This window comes from Microvirga sp. GN3 (assembly GCF_055792825.1).
This window is the reverse complement of the sequence record NZ_JBVVAK010000157.1, coordinates 1-16728: the sequence shown is the minus strand read 5'-3', so window position 1 is coordinate 16728 and position 16728 is coordinate 1. Positions and strand designations below refer to the sequence as shown.

Here is a 16728-nt window from a genome sequence, read left to right as displayed (position 1 = left end):
GCCCTGCTGCAGGTCGGCGCGAGCCACTGGCTGGTGGTGGCCCTCGCCGCGCTCTCCTTCCTGATCGCCACCATCAACATCGTCGGCGGCTTCCTGGTCACGCGCCGGATGCTGGCCATGTTCCAGAAGTCGTGAGGAGCCTCCGATGAGCTTTGGTCTTGTCTCCGCCGCCTCTGTGGCCGCCGCCATCCTGTTCATCCTGGCGCTCGGCGGCCTGTCGGGCCAGGAGAGCGCCAAGCGCGCCGTCTGGTACGGCATGGCCGGCATGGCCTTGGCTGTCGGCGCCACCGTGTTCGGCCCTGGCGTCGGCAACTATGCCGTCATTGCCGCCATGCTGGTGATCGGCTCAGCGATTGGCTGGGTTGTGGCCAGGACGGTCGCGATGACCGCGATGCCGCAGCTCGTGGCAGCGCTGCACTCCTTCGTCGGTCTCGCCGCCGTGTTCATCGGCGTCAACGCCGATCTCGAGCTCACCCGCGTGCTCGCCCTCGACGAGGCCGCGCGGCAGGCGCTGACCGGCTTTGCCGGGGTGCTGGCGCACAAGAGCGGGGTGGAGATCGCCATCCTGCGGGTCGAGGTGTTCCTCGGCGTGTTCATCGGCGCCGTGACCTTCACCGGCTCGGTGATCGCGTTCGGCAAGCTCGCCGGCAAGGTCGACGGCAAGGCCCGGAAGCTGCCCGGCGGCCATGGGTTGAATGCCGCGGCTGCCCTTGCCTCGCTCGTCCTGCTGGTGCTGTACGTGCAGGGGTCCGGCATCTGGGCCCTGGTGGCGATGACCCTGCTCGCCTTCTTCATCGGCTACCACCTGATCTTAGGCATCGGCGGCGCCGACATGCCGGTGGTGGTGTCGATGCTCAACTCGTATTCGGGCTGGGCGGCGGCGGCGATCGGCTTTACCCTCGGCAACGATCTCCTGATCGTCACCGGCGCCCTGGTCGGCTCCTCCGGCGCGATCCTGAGCTACATCATGTGCCAGGCGATGAACCGCAGCTTCATCAGCGTGATCCTCGGCGGCTTCGGCACGACCACCGGTCCGGTGATGGCGATTGCCGGCGAGCAGATCGCCATCGCTGCCGATGGGGTGGCGACAGCTCTGGAGGAGGCCGACAGCATCGTGATCGTGCCGGGCTACGGCATGGCGGTGGCGCAGGCACAGCAATCGGTGTCGGAGCTGACCCGCCGCCTGCGCGCCAAGGGCAAGGCCGTGCGCTTTGCCATCCATCCGGTGGCCGGGCGGCTGCCGGGGCACATGAACGTGCTGCTGGCCGAGGCCAAGGTGCCGTACGACATCGTGCTCGAGATGGACGAGATCAACGCGGACTTCGCCGACACCGACGTGGTGATCGTCATCGGCTCGAACGACATCGTCAACCCGGCCGCCCAGGAGGATCCGAACAGCCCGATCGCCGGCATGCCGGTGCTGGAGGTGTGGAAGGCCAAGCAGGTGTTCGTGTCGAAGCGCGGCCAGGGCACCGGCTATTCCGGCATCGAGAACCCGCTGTTCTACAAGCACAACACCCGCATGTTCTACGGCGATGCCAAAGCCAGCATCGATCAACTGGTGCGGGCGATATAAAAACTCTTGGGAATGGGCGGCGCCAACAGTGAGCCGTAAAGGTCTCCTGAAAGGTCTCCTCCTGGCATAAGGGCGGAAGTAGAGCTTTGGTCTGCTCATCGGGCGGCAAGCAGACATTCATTTCATGTGCGGTTCGTTACTCTTTGACCCTAGGGAGACCTTGTCAGCGAACTCAATGATGTGGCTGCTCCAGCAGCGGCCCGGAATAGGCGGTGCATTCCGGACCGTGACTTCTAACTAGCGGCGATAGACATCGGGATCGGAAACTCATGCGCGATCGCGCCACTCAGGGTGACGAAATCACTTCATTTCAGGTGTCGCTCGAGCAAAACCAGGAGGTCCGCTAAAGCATGGGATATGTTGGTATCTGAACACTTGAGAACGGTTTGACGGTCGCCGTCCTCCACCGTGATCGTGTAGCTCATAGCGTCGCGGGCACGCTCAGGGCCATCCTCTTCGGCCGGCGATGCGGCTGTTGCAGCCTCGATCAGTCTGGAAATTTCCTCTGCGGCTGTTGGCGGCAGTGTGCTGGTATCCAGCACCCGAGGGGGACGGCCAAGAAGAATCCCGGCCGCCTGCCCACCATGTTTTGCCAAACTGACCTTCATCTCAGATCTCGCGCCTATCAGGGGTCTCCGAAGCAGCAGTCAGGAGTTTGCTGAACGAGGGGATCTGGAGTTGCCTGGGCGCGATGACGACAACCCTGGATCTGTTGGCATCCGCTTCCCCCTCAGAGTGCTGACCTCCTTGGCCAGTGCAGTCACCTGACTGGACACCGCCTCGATCTGTCGGGCGAGGGCGGCCAGGGTGTCTCCTTCATGGCCTGCACCTGCGCTCGCGATGATCGCACGGCCCCGGCCCCGACGGGGTCTCACCGGCAGACCGCTGATCCGGATCCCCACTTCTCGCCATCCAGCCAGCACGGCCTGCTGCTCCATGCTGTCTGTCCCGTATAACTCACCAGCCATGAGATACGTTTTGTCGGCAAATTCCTGGAACTCGGTTGTCGGGCCGGAGGCTTTCAGTGCCTCGTACCAGATCAGAGCAGGCGCCTCCCAGGCATATCCCCCGATCGCCGTGGCCGTAAGGTAGAATGCCTTGTTGGGGATGCCGGAGTTGATATGGACGCCGCCATAATCGCCTTCCTCAGTATCGGGCAAATGGACGAACTTGCTCATGTGGTCCGGCTGCGGATCCTTGCCGAAGGTCTCGTTATCATAGGCGGTGCCCGGCGCCTTCACGGATCGCAGGGCGTCTGCTTCAATGCCGGGAGTGAACACTTCCGCTCCGATGAGCCAGTCGGCCTGTTCCGCCGTTTGCCTGAGCGACCACTGTTTCACCAATGACCCGAATACGTCCGACATCGACTCGTTAAGCGCCCCGGATTGCTTATGGTATTCCAGTCCAGCTACGTGTTCGGTCACCCCATGAGTGAGCTCATGGCCGATCACATCAAGGGAGCTGGTGAAGTCTGTGAACATGACTCCGTCCCCATCTCCGAACACCATCTGCTGCCCGTCCCAGAACGCGTTGTTATAGCCCGCGCTGTAGTGGACATATCCGTCGAGACGCATTCCCTGGTCGTCAATAGAATTGCGGTCGAGCACCTCGCGATAAAATTCCCGGGTGGCTCCCAAACCATCGAATGCGTGATTGACGGAGATGTCGGCAGACTCCTCACCTTGCTCTGTGCGGACCAGGACAGCGCCAGGAAGCCAATTGCTGTTCTGACAATCGAAGATGCTCCGACGGCCATCTGTGGGAGCAGCCGAAAGGCCAATCCCGAAGGTAGCCCGCAGTGACCGTTGGCCTCGTAATCTGGCTGTACCCAGGAGAGTGTTGAGAGCGGCTTGGCGGACCTCTTTGTTGTCGCTCTCGAGAAGTTTACGAAGCAGGTGTGGAGGAATAATGCAGTTGAGGCAGCGGCAGGTCTGGATCATATAAAACCTCCAGCTCGAACCCGATATACAGACTTTTCGTCCGCGACACGCAAATCCTCTTGTTCGCTCAGCAACGACGGCGGGCACGCGGTATATTTTTGAAGTATATCATTCTTGGCGGGTAAGGATACTCGGACTTCACAACGCCTTAGCCAACCCAGCTTCAGAGCTTTCGCCAAGTCGTAGCTTGAGGGTTGATGGGCAGTTTCATGGCTTGACTTGTAAAGCTGCTTCGGAGTGGAAGAGAGATTGGTCGCTGATATGGGTGTACGCTGTTTCAGGATCTTAGAGGCCTCCGCAAAGGATGATTGTCTCGCCGCAAGCGACAAGAGTGATAGGGGATCGGCGCCGGTGCAGTCCTTTGTCCGCCGTAGCCATTTGGCCACGCGGCGACAATCGGCAGGCTAAAGGCCACAACATGAGTGAAAGTCCGGTTGTGGCACTCCTGAGACGTATGCGCGTGGTCTCCTTCAGCGCTCATGAGCCGACATGGGCCACCTCCGGTTCGGAGGCGCAAATGCGGCCCGCATCCGCAACGCGCGGTAAACGCCACGAGTTTGCGACAGGCCCCTACGACCCGGTCGGAATGCATCCGAGCTGCTGGAAGAGGCCGAGCCGGTCCAGCTCGACCCAGTCCTCTTTCAGCTTGCCGCCGGCGAAGCGGCCGATGATGATGACGGTCCACGTCACGTTGCGGCCGGACGCGGCGATCCCTTGCCATTCGCCCTGCTGGGTCGCCTGCCAGTGGCCACGCCAGACGCCCCGGTCGCCGCCGAAGAATATGTCGTCCAGGGTGTAGGTGGCGTCAGGGAAGGCGGCGAAGAAGCTTTCCATCGCCGCGCGCCAGGCAGGCAGACCGTGGATCGTCTCCATGCCCAGCCAGTGCGATGTCAGATCGTCATCCCAGTACTTTTCCAGGGCGTCCACACGGTGCCCGTTGAAGACCTCGTCGATGTAGGCGCGGATCAACGCCTCGTGCTGGTCTGCCGCCATGGTCCTTGCTCCTCCAGGTGCTGAAGATCGACTGGCCCGTGTAGTCGTCCAACACGCGCTGGGATGGCCGGCGAGTGCTGTCCGGACGGGAGGTGAGTGGCGCGATGCTCATGGCGCATCTCCTCGAGTGAGTGACGAGTGCCACATTTTCCGCAGGTCGACTATGCCCGCATGATAGCGCGGAATTTCCCCAAATGCATGAGGCATCACTGGGGCGGAAGGGCCGCAACTGGCACGTTCCGGAAGTACCCTGAATTTCCGCATTGACGGTAGCGCCGCTTTTCCGCTCGCATTAGTTGAAATTCCTGACGGGTCCGGTCCCGGTCCTGATGGTGAACCGGGAGGTGGATCAGCCCTACCGGACGGCGCTGGCCGCGGTCGACATGTCCGACCCGTCCGCGAATGCCATCAGGGTTGGCATGTCACTGGGATTGCCCGGCGCGACCCGGCTTGCGCTCGTTCATGCCTTCGAGCCGCTGGCGAAAGGAAAGCTGGTCTATGCCGGGCTCAGCCAGGACAGCATTGACGGGTATGTGGCCGACGAGCGTGACCGGGCCAGCAAGGGGCTGATCGCGTTCCTGGACGCGAACGGGCTCGATGCACGCGGGCGGTCGATGCGCATCGAGGAGGGGGCGCCGTTCGCGGTGATCGCCACGGCCGTGGCGCAATTGAAGCCCGATGTCCTGATCATGGGGACGCACGGCCGCTCGGGCATCGCCAAGGCGCTCCTGGGGAGCGTGGCCGAGGAGGTCCTGCGCTCCCTCGACATCGACATCCTCGCCGTCCCGCCCCTCATCGACGCTACCAAGTGATCCGCACCCCGACATCGCCCTCGATGGTGTCGCGATTCGGTCCATTGAGGTTGGTGGTGTAGTCGGCCACCGCAAACAGGCTCACGTTCTCCGACAGGGTCGCCACTACGCCGCCTCCCACCTCCAGCGCGGTCGCACCGAACGAGGCCGGCAACGCGACCCCAGCCGGCCGGGAAGGTGCCCGTTCCGGCCAGCCCTGCTTCCGCCCTCAGAGCGGGCCTCAGAGCGGGGCACAGGCCTCGATCAGAGCTCAACGCATTGGTTGCGTCGAACGATCTTGAGCATCATCAGGACCGCGCGAGGGCAGTCAATCCAGTTGAGCCTTCGCTGTACGCCAACGCTATCAGCACCATGCCGCAGATCAGGAGCAGAACTCCTCCAAGCTTCTTGACCAATTGGATGGGTTTTGCCGTTGCATCTACCGCCATCGCATCTCCTCCGATGTGGCCAGACTCGCAGGTCCTGGGCCGCCCAGAGAAACGGCCAAACCATACCACTCCGACAGAGGTGCAGAAGTCAAAGCACGCGTTAAGGCGAGCTGGCGTCGATGGCATCGGAGATCGTTGATGAACTTGACTCAACCCAGTTCCGCGGAAGGAAGAACAGCCACGTCACAAGCACGAAAGGCGCGGTGAGAGCCGGGATGGCGAACGGCATCAAGGCGACGTTCAGGGCAGATTGTGCGATGACTGTAAATACAGTACCCACCGCCGTGTACACAGCGACGCGCCCGCTCGGCCGATAGAAGACGGTTCCGAGTGTAATGGCCGTCAGGACTGGGCTGAAACCCAGGAGGCCGCCGGTAATCAAATCGCTCTCGGCGCCAAAAAGACGGGCTGTGGCAACCGCGATTATTGCACCTGCTAGAGCGAACGCAGCCGCGGCAAGCGAATTCACCGCGAGCCCAATGAGCAAGATCAGCGCAGCCACGCCGCTGGCCTTCAAGAAGACCTGTGAAATGCTCTGGAGAACTCCCCCTGTGAGGTCTATCAGGTGGAGGGGGCTTGCTTGATAGGGCTGGAATGGAGCGACAACGCTGCCAGTCGGAAGCGATGTGGCCGTGAGCCCGGAGAAGCCATAGGTGGCCAATAGGAGGAGCCACGTCACGACAACGAACGGAAAAGTCAGTGCCGAGACGCCCCAGGGCTTCAGAGCGGTTGCGATCCCGCACATTGCAACGACCGAGACAGCTGCCCCCAGCACCACGTATGCCCAGAGAAGTGGTCCAGGTGCAAGAAACGTTGCTAACGCGAGCCCGACAAGGACACCATTGTATCCGTATAGACCAGCGTTGAGAGACGCTTGGTCGAGGTGCAGCCAGTATGCCGTCAAGGTTGCAACAACAACTGCCAACAAACCCGCAAGTGCCACATGGGGAACACCGGCCATGTACGAGCCCCAGCCGATCGCAACGAGGAAGAGCAAGCCGGTCAGTGGATTGTCCTGCAGCATCACCTGACCGATGCCACGCAAATTGATGTCAGCAAATCGCAAGAGGCCGGAGGACATGCACAGGCTCTCCCAGCTTGCCAGAAGCTTCTGCATTGCCACCTCCACGAAACCGCTGATCCCCAAAAGGGGAGATCAGCTGCAAGGCCAATCTCTTCATCGCCACAGGAACGGAGGCGGAAGGTCGGCGCCGGTGACCTCCTTGCGCACGATTCCCCAAAATTCCCGCACCTTTGCCTTTACCTGCGCCGTGTCACGTCCGAGCACCTTGTAGATCAGACCAGCGTCATTCGGCAGCCGGCATGCTCCAAAGGCCATGGTATCTGCCAGTTGAACGTCGGCCTCTGCCCGCTCCAGGATGCGCTCCGCCTTGTCCGCGGGCGTACATAGGATCACATTGCCGAACACGTCGAAGGAACCCATTACACCTGTCTGCCGCATCGCAAATCGCTGAGGCTCGATCATGAGCTTTTCCGTAAACAGAGTGCGGCCCTCAGGACGCACCGCGGCAGTGGAGAATGAGACCACGGTCGCGCCGAAGCATTCGTCGGGATGATGATACTTCCGTCCGGGCTGCAGGATCTCCGCCAGAAGCAAAGTGGCCGATGGGGCCACATAGATCTGAGTGTGGCTGATGAAGCGCGCATGGCGATGCGGGATAATCGGATCGGGGAGGAATTCGAGGTATGCTTGCTCGGCAAGAGTGATGGTCTGGATCTGAGCCGCATAATTGGCGTCCATCCCATGGATCTTGGTGGCCGATTGCGATGTAACGTGCGCCTGCGCATCGCAACCGAGGTGTATGTCAAGCGCAAGCCGGTCTCCCTGAAGAAGACAGCCCGTCGTGGTGATCAGGAAAACGTAGGGTAGGAATGGCATTTCCTGATCACAATACAGAGCGCGCTGCGCCATGTATGGGGCACGGCGCTCGAGGTTCGCCAGAATGGTACGGTTCCCGCGGGTCTCAAAGCCGAGTCGCAGGAAACCGGTTTTGCCGACTGTCCCGCTCCTCATCTGGGGCGGCTCATCCTGATACGCCGCCAGTTCCGGAATGGATGCGCCAAGTGCTTCAGCCAAGGCCCACGGAGGCGAACCCGCCGGCTTCATGCGGATTTCCTCTCTTCCAGCTTGATGTCGAACAGGAACTCCCGCTCGATCAGTTCGACCAGTTCCGGAATGCCTTCGCCGGTCTTGCAGTTGGTGAACAGAAATGGCTTGCTGCCCCGCATCAGCTGCGAATCCTCACGCATGACCTCAAGACTCGCGCCGACATAGGGCGCGAGGTCGGTCTTGTTGATGATAAGGATATCGGAGTGTGTGATTCCCGGTCCGTTCTTCCGTGGAATCTTATCACCTGCGGCAACGTCTATGACATAAATGAAATAATCGACGAGCGCCGGCGAAAAGGTGAGCGTCAGATTATCACCGCCACTTTCGATCAACATCACATCGCTGTCCGGGAATCGCTCCTCCATGTCTTCGACGGCTGCGAGATTCATACTTGGATCCTCGCGTACGGCCGTATGGGGGCAGGCGCCGGTCTCTACCCCAAGGATACGTTCCTGCAATAGAACGCCCTTCAGAGAGCGCTGCACGTGCTTGGCATCCTCGGTCGTCACCACATCGTTGGTAATAATTAGAATGCTGATGCCACGATCGAGCAACCGCGGGGTGATCGCCTCCACGATTGCAGTCTTTCCCGATCCGACGGGGCCACCGATGCCAATTCGGGTGATTTTCTTTGTCATTCACCACTCCACTCAATTCATGAAAAGACGCACATGCGCCTTGGTGTGAACCGCAGCCAGGATTTCCGTAAGTGGCGCATAGCCGGACATGTCGGACAGGCGTGCCGCGGCGGCTCGCTCGTAGGACGCTTCAACCTGCCCGCTCAGGTCGTAGAGAATTTTCTGGGTATCGACGTGGCTGACCTTCATCAGCCGCAATGCCGCGCCGAGAATGGGCGCAGCGACACCATATTGATGTGCGGCGAAGGCATGCCGTTCGGGCAGGTTCTGGACAGCAAAGTTGATTGCCAATGCAACGGGGTAGCATCCGGGGCTGAGGGTCTTTCGGATGCAATCCTGCCATGTGCGAAGCAGCGGAGCTCCGAGGACATGCACACCCATTTCCGTGAACTTCTTGCCCATGCGAACCGACATCGCACGGGTCTCTTCCGAGAGCTTGCGGACGTATACCATCTCATCGATTCGCATGAGCTCGCCGACATCGCTGGCAGCTGCTGCACGGTGGGCGGCCATCAAAGCGATTCCGTCACCACGCGCGGCCTGCTCGACCGCCGTGCGCGTGAACTCATGTAGCGTCGTCGTGTTTATGACAACCCCCTTCTGGACAGCCGACTCCAAGCCCGACGAGAATGAAAAGCCCCCAATGGGAAACATCGAGTCGCCGAACTGCAACAATCGAACGAGGGACTCTGCTCGGCTTTCTGCCTCGACAGCGCTAGTGCCCGTGACGGTGCATTTGGCTGGTATGTGCGGATTGTAGGTGTTCATGGGCGTGGCTGTGAACTGGACCCTCTGCGCCGCCGAAAAGCCGGCGCGACTCGTGCGGCGTAAGATACGTGATGACTTCTGTTCCTGGCGTGAATTCGTAGTTGATATGCTCAAAGGCGTGCGTCTTCATAACGGAGGCCATTACCTTGCGGTCGACGGTCAGCGGCACATAGACAACACTGCCCTTGACGAGGGCCGGCCAATGCTGGTTTCCCATGGCGTGACCGAGTTCGATGCAAGTCCGCATTGCCTCCTCGGGAGAGACACGCATCAGCTCGTCCAAATGCACGATCATGACCTCGCGCAACTCAATCCGCGCGATGACCGCCGCAGGCGCTTTGGGATCCCAGAGCAGCACATCCCCGTCGCGGATATTGGCGCCACGGTTCAGCGAAACCGCCAGCTCGACACCCATCTTGGTGTTCTTCCGGAAACGGCTCTTCTGCGCCTCCCATTGATCGAGATGCAGGACATCAACCTCGACCTCCGCCAGCCGCGCAGCCCAGTCCGGGTCGTTGATGTTGCCTAGAACGGTTTCAATGATGACCATGTGACAATCCCGTCAACTGAAGAAGTATTTTTGGTTCAGAGAGATCGTTTTTAGGGGCGGCACCGTCGCGTGCTTGCCGTCGACAGTGACGGCGAATGTCTCCGGGTTCACTTCGATGTTCGGGGTGCCGGTATTGCGAAGCATGTCACGTTTGCCGATCTTGCGCACATTCTTGATCGGATGAACCTGCCGCCGCAGTCCAAGCCGCTCCTTGATCCCGGCGGCATGGGCCGCGCCGGACACGAAGGTGATGCAGGTCTCAGCCAGAGCATTGCCGTAGGCGCCGAACATCGGCCTGTAGTAAACTGGCTGCGGCGTCGGCAGTGACGCGTTCGGATCGCCCATGACCGACCAGCTGATAAACCCGCCCTTGATGATCATCTTCGGCTTCGCCCCGAAGAATGCAGGCTCCCATAGGACGAGATCCGCGACCTTGCCGACCTCAACGGAGCCGAGCATGTCGGCGATGCCATGGGTAATGGCTGGATTGATCGTGACCTTCGCGACATAGCGCAGGACCCGAAAGTTGTCGTTGCCTGGAGCATCCTCTGGCAGTTTGCCGCGCTGGGTTTTCATCCCATCCGCCGTCTGAATGCACCGCAGCCAGACCTCGCCGATCCGGCCCATTGCCTGGGAATCGCTCGAAAACATCGAGATCACGCCCATGTCCTGCAGCACGTTCTCCGCCGCGATGGTCTCGGCACGGATTCGGCTCTCGGTGAACGCCACGTCCGACGGGATGTCAGGGCTGAGGTGGTGGCACACCATGATCATGTCGTAGAGCTCTGCCTGGGAGTTGATCCCGTAGGGAAGCGTCGGGTTCGTCGAGGACGGCAGAACGTTGGGAAGGCCAGCGATCTTGATGATGTCCGGGGCATGGCCGCCGCCCGATCCTTCGGTATGGAAGGAATGTACGGCGCGGCCCTCGAATGCCGCAATCGAGTCATCGACGAACCCGGATTCATTGAGCGTGTCGGTGTGGATGCAGACCTGGATGTCCATGTCGTCAGCGACGGTGAGGGCGGAACGCAGCACTGCTGGGGTCGTGCCCCAGTCCTCGTGGCACTTGAAGCCGACGGCACCGGCCTCGATCTGTTCGACCAGCGCGGCCTTGCCATGCCCGTGGCCCTTGCCGAGAATGCCGACGTTGATCGGCCAGTTCTCGAAGGCGCGCAGCATCATCGTGATATTCCCCGGGCCCGACGTGACCGTGGTGGCATTTGAGCCGTCCGAGGGGCCCGTGCCGCCACCTATCAATGTCGTGGTTCCGTTCGAGAGCGCCGCGTGCGCCTGCTGTGGGGAAATGAAATGAATGTGCGAGTCGATGCCACCCGCCGTCAGGATCAGATGCGACCCGGAGATTGCGTCGGTGGCGAGACCAATCTCGAGGCCAGGAGTAATGCGGTCCATCGTCTGGGGATTGCCGGACTTGCCAATGGCGCAGATGCGGCCGTCCTTCACGCCCACATCGGCCTTCACTACGCCGAGGACTGCATCAATGATGGTCACGTTGGTGATCACCAGATCGGGAGCCCCGCCGGGCCGCGTCACCTGGTTGTCTATCCCCATGCCTTCACGCATGCTCTTGCCGCCGCCGAAAACGATCTCGTCGCCGTAGCCGCCACGGAGGTCCCGTTCGATTTCGACGAACAGGCCCGTATCGCCCAAGCGGATGCGGTCACCGGTTGTGGGGCCGAAAAGGCCGACATACTCTTGTCGCGAGATGGTTGGCATGGGTGCCTCCAGGCAAGCGGATCGACGCGAGATCTTGACCGATAAACTGCTTCAGGACTGTCGCGATGACAAACGGAAGCCTCGTTTCTCCGCAAGTGCCACAGCCTTTGACTTGCGTTTGGCAGAGTCCTTACCGTCCGTCGGTCCGTCGACAAGGTTATTGAACCCATAGACGGCCCGTTTGCCGCCATAAGGGACGAGTTGCACTTCGCGTTCATCACCGGGTTCAAAGCGTGTCGCTGTGGATGATGGAATATTGAGGTGCAAACCGAAGGCCGCAGTTCGGTCGAACTCCAGGGCAGGATTGACCTCGAAAAAGTGGAAATGCGACCCGACCTGGATGGGACGGTCGCCGGTATTGCGTACCTTGAGCGTCGTTACCGACCTGTCGTCATCAAAGGTGATTGGTGCCGGGCTGCAAACGTAGCCGCCGACTGGTACATCGAATGGAGCCGGGTCTACATCGGCGGCGACTGCCGGTCCTATCTTCGGGCCACCCATCCTGCCACCTCCTCGTTGAACGAACTTCCTGTCTTACTGAATTGGCCTGTGCACGGTTACGAGACGGCTCCCGTCGGTAAAGATGGCTTCGATCTGCACCATCGGGATGAGATCGGCGACGCCGTCCATGACGTCGTCTACGGTCAGCGCCACACTGGCGTCCTTGGTCACATCCTCGATCGTCTTACCGGCTCGGGCACCGTCGAGGGCGACCGCGGATATGACAGCGACGGCTTCGGGATAATTGAGCTTCAGGCCCTTGGCTTTCCGTTTCAACGCTACATCGGCCATCATATAGATGAGGAGTTTGTCGAACTCGCGCGGAGTAAGTTGCATCGCTGCCTCCAGTTCCTGGACACAAGACAACAATCAAATCGCGGCGACTGCGTCCTGCTGGCCGATGGAGCCTGTCATCGGCCCCTAAATCGGGTCAGTTGCGTCAATGCACGGTCGGACTCGGTTGGGTAGCGGAACTCAATGGGCATCAATTGAGCCATAAGAGATCCTCCTCGCGGCGAAAAGCGGGGCATTGCTGCTCATGAGAATATCAAGTGCGAGCCACACGTCTATCGGGACTAACCTTGGATTTATCTCGAGAAAACCCTGAAGCGATTTGAAAAATCTGCCCTATTGTCGGGGGCTCCCGTAGCGCTGCCCAAGCGAAACGACATGTCGGCAAATCACCGTTCAATGCAGAGGGCCGTTTGCGCTTGCCCGCGTCCGTAGTCCTGCCGTAGAATTTGAGGGTTTACCCCGATAGTCAGAGGCATCGTGAGAGGGGACAATCGTACCACCAAGGCTTTGCCCATTCACTGTCTTTGGCCAAGCAGCATTATTGTTGTTCCTGTTCGGTGAAGCAGACGTCTCGGCTTGTTTCATAGTCCCGTGTGGGCTTTGGGCATCTTCTTCGGTTGAATAAGGAGAGGGTCATGAAACGTGCAACCATAGCAATACTAGCCTCGGCAGCTATGTTGGCTCCTACCGCTACGCTTGCGCATACCGGACACGGTGATGCGGCGGGATTCATGCATGGCATGGCTCACCCCATCGGTGGGATCGATCATGTCCTGGCCATGGTTGCGGTCGGCATATTGGCCGCGCGGATTGGCGGGAGATCCCTATGGCTGCTGCCATCGACATTCATTTCCGTCATGGCAGGCGCAGCCGTTCTCGGAATGGTGGGGTTCGATCTCCCGTCCTTCGAGGTTTGGATCGCCGGCTCCCTGGTCGCGTTTGGGCTGGCCGTCGCCTATCCTTCCCATCTGTCATCCCTAACGGGTGCGGGCCTCATTGCCGTGTTTGCCATCTTCCACGGTTATGCTCATGGAACCGAAATGCCTGCCGGTGGGTCCGGCCTCGCGTATGCCGCGGGCTTCCTCATGGCGACGACCCTTCTGATCGGCCTCGGTGCCGGCAGTGCACTCCTGGTTGGTCTCATGGGAGGCCGGATCGGGCATCGCACCGTCCAAATCGGCGGAGGCGCAATCGGACTCTATGGCTTGGCGGTTCTGTCGACAATCCTCTGAATCGCAACGGAATGATCACTGTGTGATGTGCCGACAACCCTACGCGATGAGGCGCTTGTATGGCGGAAACAGGGGCTATCGGCTCTGTGATACCAAACGATGCACATCGTGGTGACAGAATGGCAGGCTCTATTCCGCCCTCTCGTGGGCCCAGCCATCTAGCCCGAGCAATAGCGTGGGCGCCGGCGGTGCAGTGACGGCGCGCCGGCCTGAGACGGCAGACATGGCGGGGCGCCACAACCCGCCTTCAAGGGGGACAGGTAGACCATGGGACTCTTCGGCATACTGGTCGCACTCGCGCTGCTCATGTGGTTGGCTTACCGGGGATGGAGCGTCCTTCTGGTCGCCCCGGCAGCGGCGCTTCTGGCTGCTCTGATCTCTGGTGAGCCGCTGCTTGCCCACTGGACGCAGACTTTCATGGCCGGGGCTGCGCGTTTTGTCGCGCAATGGTTTCCAATGTTCCTGCTCGGTGGGTTGTTCGGCAAGCTCATGGACGACAGCGGTTCGATCACTGCGATTGCGCGCTTCCTGACCAAGCAACTGGGAGTAGGTCGAACGATGCTTGCGGTCGTGCTCGCCTCGGCCGTCGTCACCTATGGAGGGGTCAGCGTCTTTGTCGCCTTCTTCGTTCTCGTACCGATGGCGCGCGAGATGTTTAAAGCCGCGAACCTCCCGGCCCGGTTGATGCCCGCAACCATCGGTCTCGGTGCCTTTACGTTCACCATGTCGGTGATGCCGGGAACGCCCTCGGTCAACAACGCCATTCCGATGCCTTACTTCGGCACGACGACCTTCGCAGCGCCAGGGCTGAGTATCATCGCGTCGGCGATCATCTTCGCATTCGGCATGTGGTGGCTCGGCCGCGCTGAGGCGGCCGCGCGCAAGGCCGGCGAAGGTTATGGTGTCGATGCGGAAACCGCTCCCGCCCTTGATGAAATGATTCGCGAACAGGCGGCGCCGGCCGGCGACTTCGACCCGGCCGAGTTGCCGCATGGCAAGCGGGCCGAGAGTGGGCCCCCCTTCGTCCTGGCCGTGCTCCCCCTCGTCGTCGTTATCGTCACGAATTTCTTGATGTCGCTTATCGTTTTCCCGCGCCTCGACTTTTCGTTCCTGTCCGAGCCCCAGTGGGGCGGTACGACGATCGGGGCCGTGAGCGGCGTCTGGTCAGTTATCGTGGCTCTCGCGGCGGCAAACCTGACGGTCATTGTCATCAATTTTCGACGCTTGCCATCTCCTCGCGAAAGTCTGGACGCCGGTGCGAATTCTGCAGCCTTGCCGATGATGATGATCGCCAGTCTTGTCGGCTTCGGCGCGGTCGTTGCCGCATTGCCGGCGTTTGCGACGGTTCGCGATGCGGTATTCTCGATTCAGGGAGGACCGCTGGTCTCGCTGTCCGTCGCCATGAATGTGTTGGCGGGGCTGACCGGTACTGCCTCCGGCGGGATGGCAATTGTACTCAATGCATTTGGCAGCGATTTTATGCGTCTTGCTGTTGAGCATGACATCGATCCCGAATTGATGCATCGGATCACGACGATGAGCGCCGGTACCCTGGACGCTCTTCCCCATAATGGCACCGTGCTACTGCTGCTGCAAATTAGTGGTCTGACCCACGGTGAAAGCTATTTGGACATGGTGATGACCGTGATCGTCAGCTGCGTTATCGCACTTGTTGCCGTCCTGATACTCGGTTCAGTTTTCGGGTCGTTTTGACGGGTGAGTTTCGGCAGCACCAGTGCCGAGACTGTCAGCATCAGCAAAGCTGCTATCATTCGTGGCATCCGGCTTTGGAATTTCAGCAAGCCGTGGCGTGCGCTGCCAGGCGCCAACGCAACGCCAAGGACCGGATCGGCGGCGACTGAATGTAGGAGCACATAGGAGCCCGGCAACGGCTACAGCCCCGGAACAACCCAAAAGAGCTCATCTCTCGGCGGGCGTGACCACATGATACATGCGTGGTTCGTATTCTTCCGCCGCAGATAACCATATTAACGAGACTATAAGCGCAACTCCTTGATAGATGACCGATCACTGAGCGGCATGAGCGACCATGGCATGAGCTTGTTTCCCGGAAACGGAGAGCCATTCACCTCGCTTGCAGGAGTCCGGATGAGACAAGGTCCGACATCTTCGGGCGCGGCTCTAGGGTTTATCCCGTACGACCTCGGGGATTTCCCCGATTGCCACGCAGCCTAGCACCGATATCTACAAAGCTTACCGGAAAAGGGCCTCGCTGCTTCTAGGGGAGTATGGTCCATGGCGGAATTGGTGGTCGTCGGCTTCGCTGTCCCGAGCCCATCCGCCGAGCCCGAGCGATGGCATCGAGGCCGCGGGCACGATGGCCGAACGGCCGACATGATGACCCGTGCCGTTCGGCAAAGGAGATCGACATGCTCACACGACGGATCCTCCTGAATTGGTTGGTCGGAGCGGCGGTGTCTATCCCGCTCGGCACGGTCGCATCGACCGACGCGGACGCTCAGCCCCGTCCCGAACGTCGCCCGCCGCCCCGGCGTCCGGGAGGGCCTCCCCCGCCGCGGCGGCGGGAGCGGCGGCCGCGACCCCGTCCCGGCTTCGTCTGGGTGCCGGGCCGCTGGGTCTGGAGCGCCCGCCGCGGCCGCTGGGTCTGGGTGTCGGGCCATTGGGTCCGCCGCAGAGGCCGGTGGTAGGCCGTCCGATGCAGCCGACACCGTCCCACGATTTGGACTGCATCCGCAAAGAGATGCTTTTTGACTGCCTGAACGAAGGTCGCTTTTGGCACTGGTCTGACGTAGGCCAAACTTCTGCATAGGAGAGTGAAGCGGACTATGGCTCGCCCGGACTTATGGGCCGTGTTTGACCCGCAACGGACCCTGGCGTCTTTGCCTTGAGACATCGCTTCCGGCATGTGCACTCCCGTGGGGACGTCGCCATCGGATCGTCTCGGTGGTATCCTTGGCGCGCAGGGTTGCGATGTTGGATAGCCTGACGGTTCCAGGCCGTGCAGATTTCCCACAGCCGTAAACCAGCAGATCTCCTCAGGGAGACGGCCATGGCGACAGCATGGGTTGAGCGGCGGCTGGCCGCGATCCTAGCCGCGGATGTCGTGGGCTACTCCCGCCTCGTCGAGCAGGACGAGGCCGGAACGCTGT

18 protein-coding genes are annotated in these 16728 nt (G+C 60.7%); 6 read left to right on the top strand and 12 right to left on the bottom strand.

Annotation, left to right across the window (positions count from 1 at the left end):
* Both ACS5Q1_RS39175 and ACS5Q1_RS39170 read left to right on the top strand, forming a co-directional pair.
* A partial coding sequence (locus ACS5Q1_RS39175; RefSeq protein ID WP_473103307.1) for a proton-translocating transhydrogenase family protein occupies positions 1-135 on the top strand: 135 nt, incomplete at its 5' end.
* A gap of 10 nt (positions 136-145) precedes the next feature.
* Positions 146-1576 carry an NAD(P)(+) transhydrogenase (Re/Si-specific) subunit beta gene (locus ACS5Q1_RS39170; RefSeq protein WP_473103306.1) on the top strand — a complete coding sequence of 477 codons (1431 nt, stop codon included), beginning with the start codon at positions 146-148 and terminating at the stop codon, positions 1574-1576.
* Between the two features lie 305 nt (positions 1577-1881).
* Here the strand turns inward: ACS5Q1_RS39170 and ACS5Q1_RS39165 are convergent, their stop codons facing one another.
* The 3 genes from ACS5Q1_RS39165 to ACS5Q1_RS39155 form a co-directional block, all read right to left on the bottom strand.
* Positions 1882-2184 carry a protealysin inhibitor emfourin gene (locus ACS5Q1_RS39165; protein WP_473103305.1) on the bottom strand — a complete coding sequence of 101 codons (303 nt, stop codon included), beginning with the start codon at positions 2182-2184 and terminating at the stop codon, positions 1882-1884.
* Positions 2185-2223: 39 nt separating this feature from the next.
* Positions 2224-3183: a M4 family metallopeptidase gene (locus ACS5Q1_RS39160; protein WP_473103304.1), complete on the bottom strand. Its 960-nt coding sequence runs from the start codon at positions 3181-3183 to the stop codon at positions 2224-2226.
* A gap of 903 nt (positions 3184-4086) precedes the next feature.
* Positions 4087-4509, bottom strand: coding sequence for an ester cyclase (locus ACS5Q1_RS39155; RefSeq protein ID WP_473103303.1), 423 nt, complete (start codon positions 4507-4509; stop codon positions 4087-4089).
* Positions 4510-4805: 296 nt separating this feature from the next.
* Here ACS5Q1_RS39155 and ACS5Q1_RS39150 point away from each other — a divergent pair, with 296 nt between their 5' ends.
* Positions 4806-5321: a universal stress protein gene (locus tag ACS5Q1_RS39150; RefSeq protein ID WP_473103302.1), complete on the top strand. Its 516-nt coding sequence runs from the start codon at positions 4806-4808 to the stop codon at positions 5319-5321.
* Here ACS5Q1_RS39150 and ACS5Q1_RS39145 read toward each other — a convergent pair.
* The 9 genes from ACS5Q1_RS39145 to ACS5Q1_RS39105 all read right to left on the bottom strand — a co-directional run bounded on the left by ACS5Q1_RS39145 (position 5311) and on the right by ACS5Q1_RS39105 (position 12407).
* The gene (locus ACS5Q1_RS39145) at positions 5311-5475 is read right to left on the bottom strand and encodes a hypothetical protein (RefSeq protein ID WP_473103301.1); all 165 of its coding nucleotides are present in this window, start codon (positions 5473-5475) and stop codon (positions 5311-5313) included. The two genes, ACS5Q1_RS39150 and ACS5Q1_RS39145, sit on opposite strands and share 11 nt — an antisense overlap.
* A 374-nt stretch (positions 5476-5849) precedes the next feature.
* Entirely contained in the window at positions 5850-6866 is a 1017-nt protein-coding gene (gene yut / locus ACS5Q1_RS39140; RefSeq protein WP_473103300.1) for an urea transporter, read from the bottom strand.
* Between the two features lie 60 nt (positions 6867-6926).
* Positions 6927-7877: an urease accessory protein UreD gene (locus ACS5Q1_RS39135; protein WP_473103299.1), complete on the bottom strand. Its 951-nt coding sequence runs from the start codon at positions 7875-7877 to the stop codon at positions 6927-6929.
* Complete coding sequence (ureG, locus tag ACS5Q1_RS39130) at positions 7874-8518, bottom strand: urease accessory protein UreG (protein WP_473103298.1); 645 nt, start codon at positions 8516-8518, stop codon at positions 7874-7876. The genes ACS5Q1_RS39135 and ureG overlap by 4 nt, the downstream gene beginning before the upstream one ends.
* 12 nt (positions 8519-8530) lie before the next feature.
* Positions 8531-9286: an urease accessory protein UreF gene (locus ACS5Q1_RS39125; RefSeq protein WP_473103297.1), complete on the bottom strand. Its 756-nt coding sequence runs from the start codon at positions 9284-9286 to the stop codon at positions 8531-8533.
* Entirely contained in the window at positions 9234-9836 is a 603-nt protein-coding gene (locus ACS5Q1_RS39120; RefSeq protein WP_473103296.1) for an urease accessory protein UreE, read from the bottom strand. The genes ACS5Q1_RS39125 and ACS5Q1_RS39120 overlap by 53 nt, the downstream gene beginning before the upstream one ends.
* A 12-nt stretch (positions 9837-9848) precedes the next feature.
* Positions 9849-11570 (bottom strand): urease subunit alpha, encoded by a 1722-nt coding sequence (locus ACS5Q1_RS39115; RefSeq protein ID WP_473103295.1) that lies wholly within the window; start codon positions 11568-11570, stop codon positions 9849-9851.
* A gap of 51 nt (positions 11571-11621) precedes the next feature.
* Complete coding sequence (locus ACS5Q1_RS39110; RefSeq protein ID WP_473103294.1) at positions 11622-12071, bottom strand: urease subunit beta; 450 nt, start codon at positions 12069-12071, stop codon at positions 11622-11624.
* 33 nt (positions 12072-12104) lie between these two features.
* Positions 12105-12407 (bottom strand): urease subunit gamma, encoded by a 303-nt coding sequence (locus ACS5Q1_RS39105; RefSeq protein ID WP_203439832.1) that lies wholly within the window; start codon positions 12405-12407, stop codon positions 12105-12107.
* A 593-nt stretch (positions 12408-13000) separates the two neighbouring features.
* Between ACS5Q1_RS39105 and ACS5Q1_RS39100 the strand changes: the two genes are divergently transcribed.
* From ACS5Q1_RS39100 to ACS5Q1_RS39090, 3 genes are all read left to right on the top strand, one after another.
* Complete coding sequence (locus ACS5Q1_RS39100; RefSeq protein ID WP_473103293.1) at positions 13001-13597, top strand: HupE/UreJ family protein; 597 nt, start codon at positions 13001-13003, stop codon at positions 13595-13597.
* Between the two features lie 267 nt (positions 13598-13864).
* Positions 13865-15310 (top strand): GntP family permease, encoded by a 1446-nt coding sequence (locus ACS5Q1_RS39095; RefSeq protein ID WP_473103292.1) that lies wholly within the window; start codon positions 13865-13867, stop codon positions 15308-15310.
* A gap of 677 nt (positions 15311-15987) precedes the next feature.
* Positions 15988-16266, top strand: a complete 279-nt coding sequence (locus ACS5Q1_RS39090; RefSeq protein ID WP_473103291.1) for a hypothetical protein — start codon at positions 15988-15990, stop codon at positions 16264-16266.
* Positions 16267-16728 lie beyond the last annotated feature (462 nt).

Coding starts and splice junctions, on each gene's coding strand:
- ACS5Q1_RS39170 (WP_473103306.1), top strand. CDS start 146: ATGAGCTTTGGTCTTGTCTCCGCCGCCTCTGTGGCCGCCGCCATCCTG.
- ACS5Q1_RS39165 (WP_473103305.1), bottom strand. CDS start 2,184: ATGAAGGTCAGTTTGGCAAAACATGGTGGGCAGGCGGCCGGGATTCTT.
- ACS5Q1_RS39155 (WP_473103303.1), bottom strand. CDS start 4,509: ATGGCGGCAGACCAGCACGAGGCGTTGATCCGCGCCTACATCGACGAG.
- yut (WP_473103300.1), bottom strand. CDS start 6,866: ATGCAGAAGCTTCTGGCAAGCTGGGAGAGCCTGTGCATGTCCTCCGGC.
- ACS5Q1_RS39135 (WP_473103299.1), bottom strand. CDS start 7,877: ATGAAGCCGGCGGGTTCGCCTCCGTGGGCCTTGGCTGAAGCACTTGGC.
- ureG (WP_473103298.1), bottom strand. CDS start 8,518: ATGACAAAGAAAATCACCCGAATTGGCATCGGTGGCCCCGTCGGATCG.
- ACS5Q1_RS39125 (WP_473103297.1), bottom strand. CDS start 9,286: ATGAACACCTACAATCCGCACATACCAGCCAAATGCACCGTCACGGGC.
- ACS5Q1_RS39120 (WP_473103296.1), bottom strand. CDS start 9,836: ATGGTCATCATTGAAACCGTTCTAGGCAACATCAACGACCCGGACTGG.
- ACS5Q1_RS39115 (WP_473103295.1), bottom strand. CDS start 11,570: ATGCCAACCATCTCGCGACAAGAGTATGTCGGCCTTTTCGGCCCCACA.
- ACS5Q1_RS39110 (WP_473103294.1), bottom strand. CDS start 12,071: ATGGGTGGCCCGAAGATAGGACCGGCAGTCGCCGCCGATGTAGACCCG.
- ACS5Q1_RS39105 (WP_203439832.1), bottom strand. CDS start 12,407: ATGCAACTTACTCCGCGCGAGTTCGACAAACTCCTCATCTATATGATG.
- ACS5Q1_RS39100 (WP_473103293.1), top strand. CDS start 13,001: ATGAAACGTGCAACCATAGCAATACTAGCCTCGGCAGCTATGTTGGCT.
- ACS5Q1_RS39095 (WP_473103292.1), top strand. CDS start 13,865: ATGGGACTCTTCGGCATACTGGTCGCACTCGCGCTGCTCATGTGGTTG.
- ACS5Q1_RS39090 (WP_473103291.1), top strand. CDS start 15,988: ATGCTCACACGACGGATCCTCCTGAATTGGTTGGTCGGAGCGGCGGTG.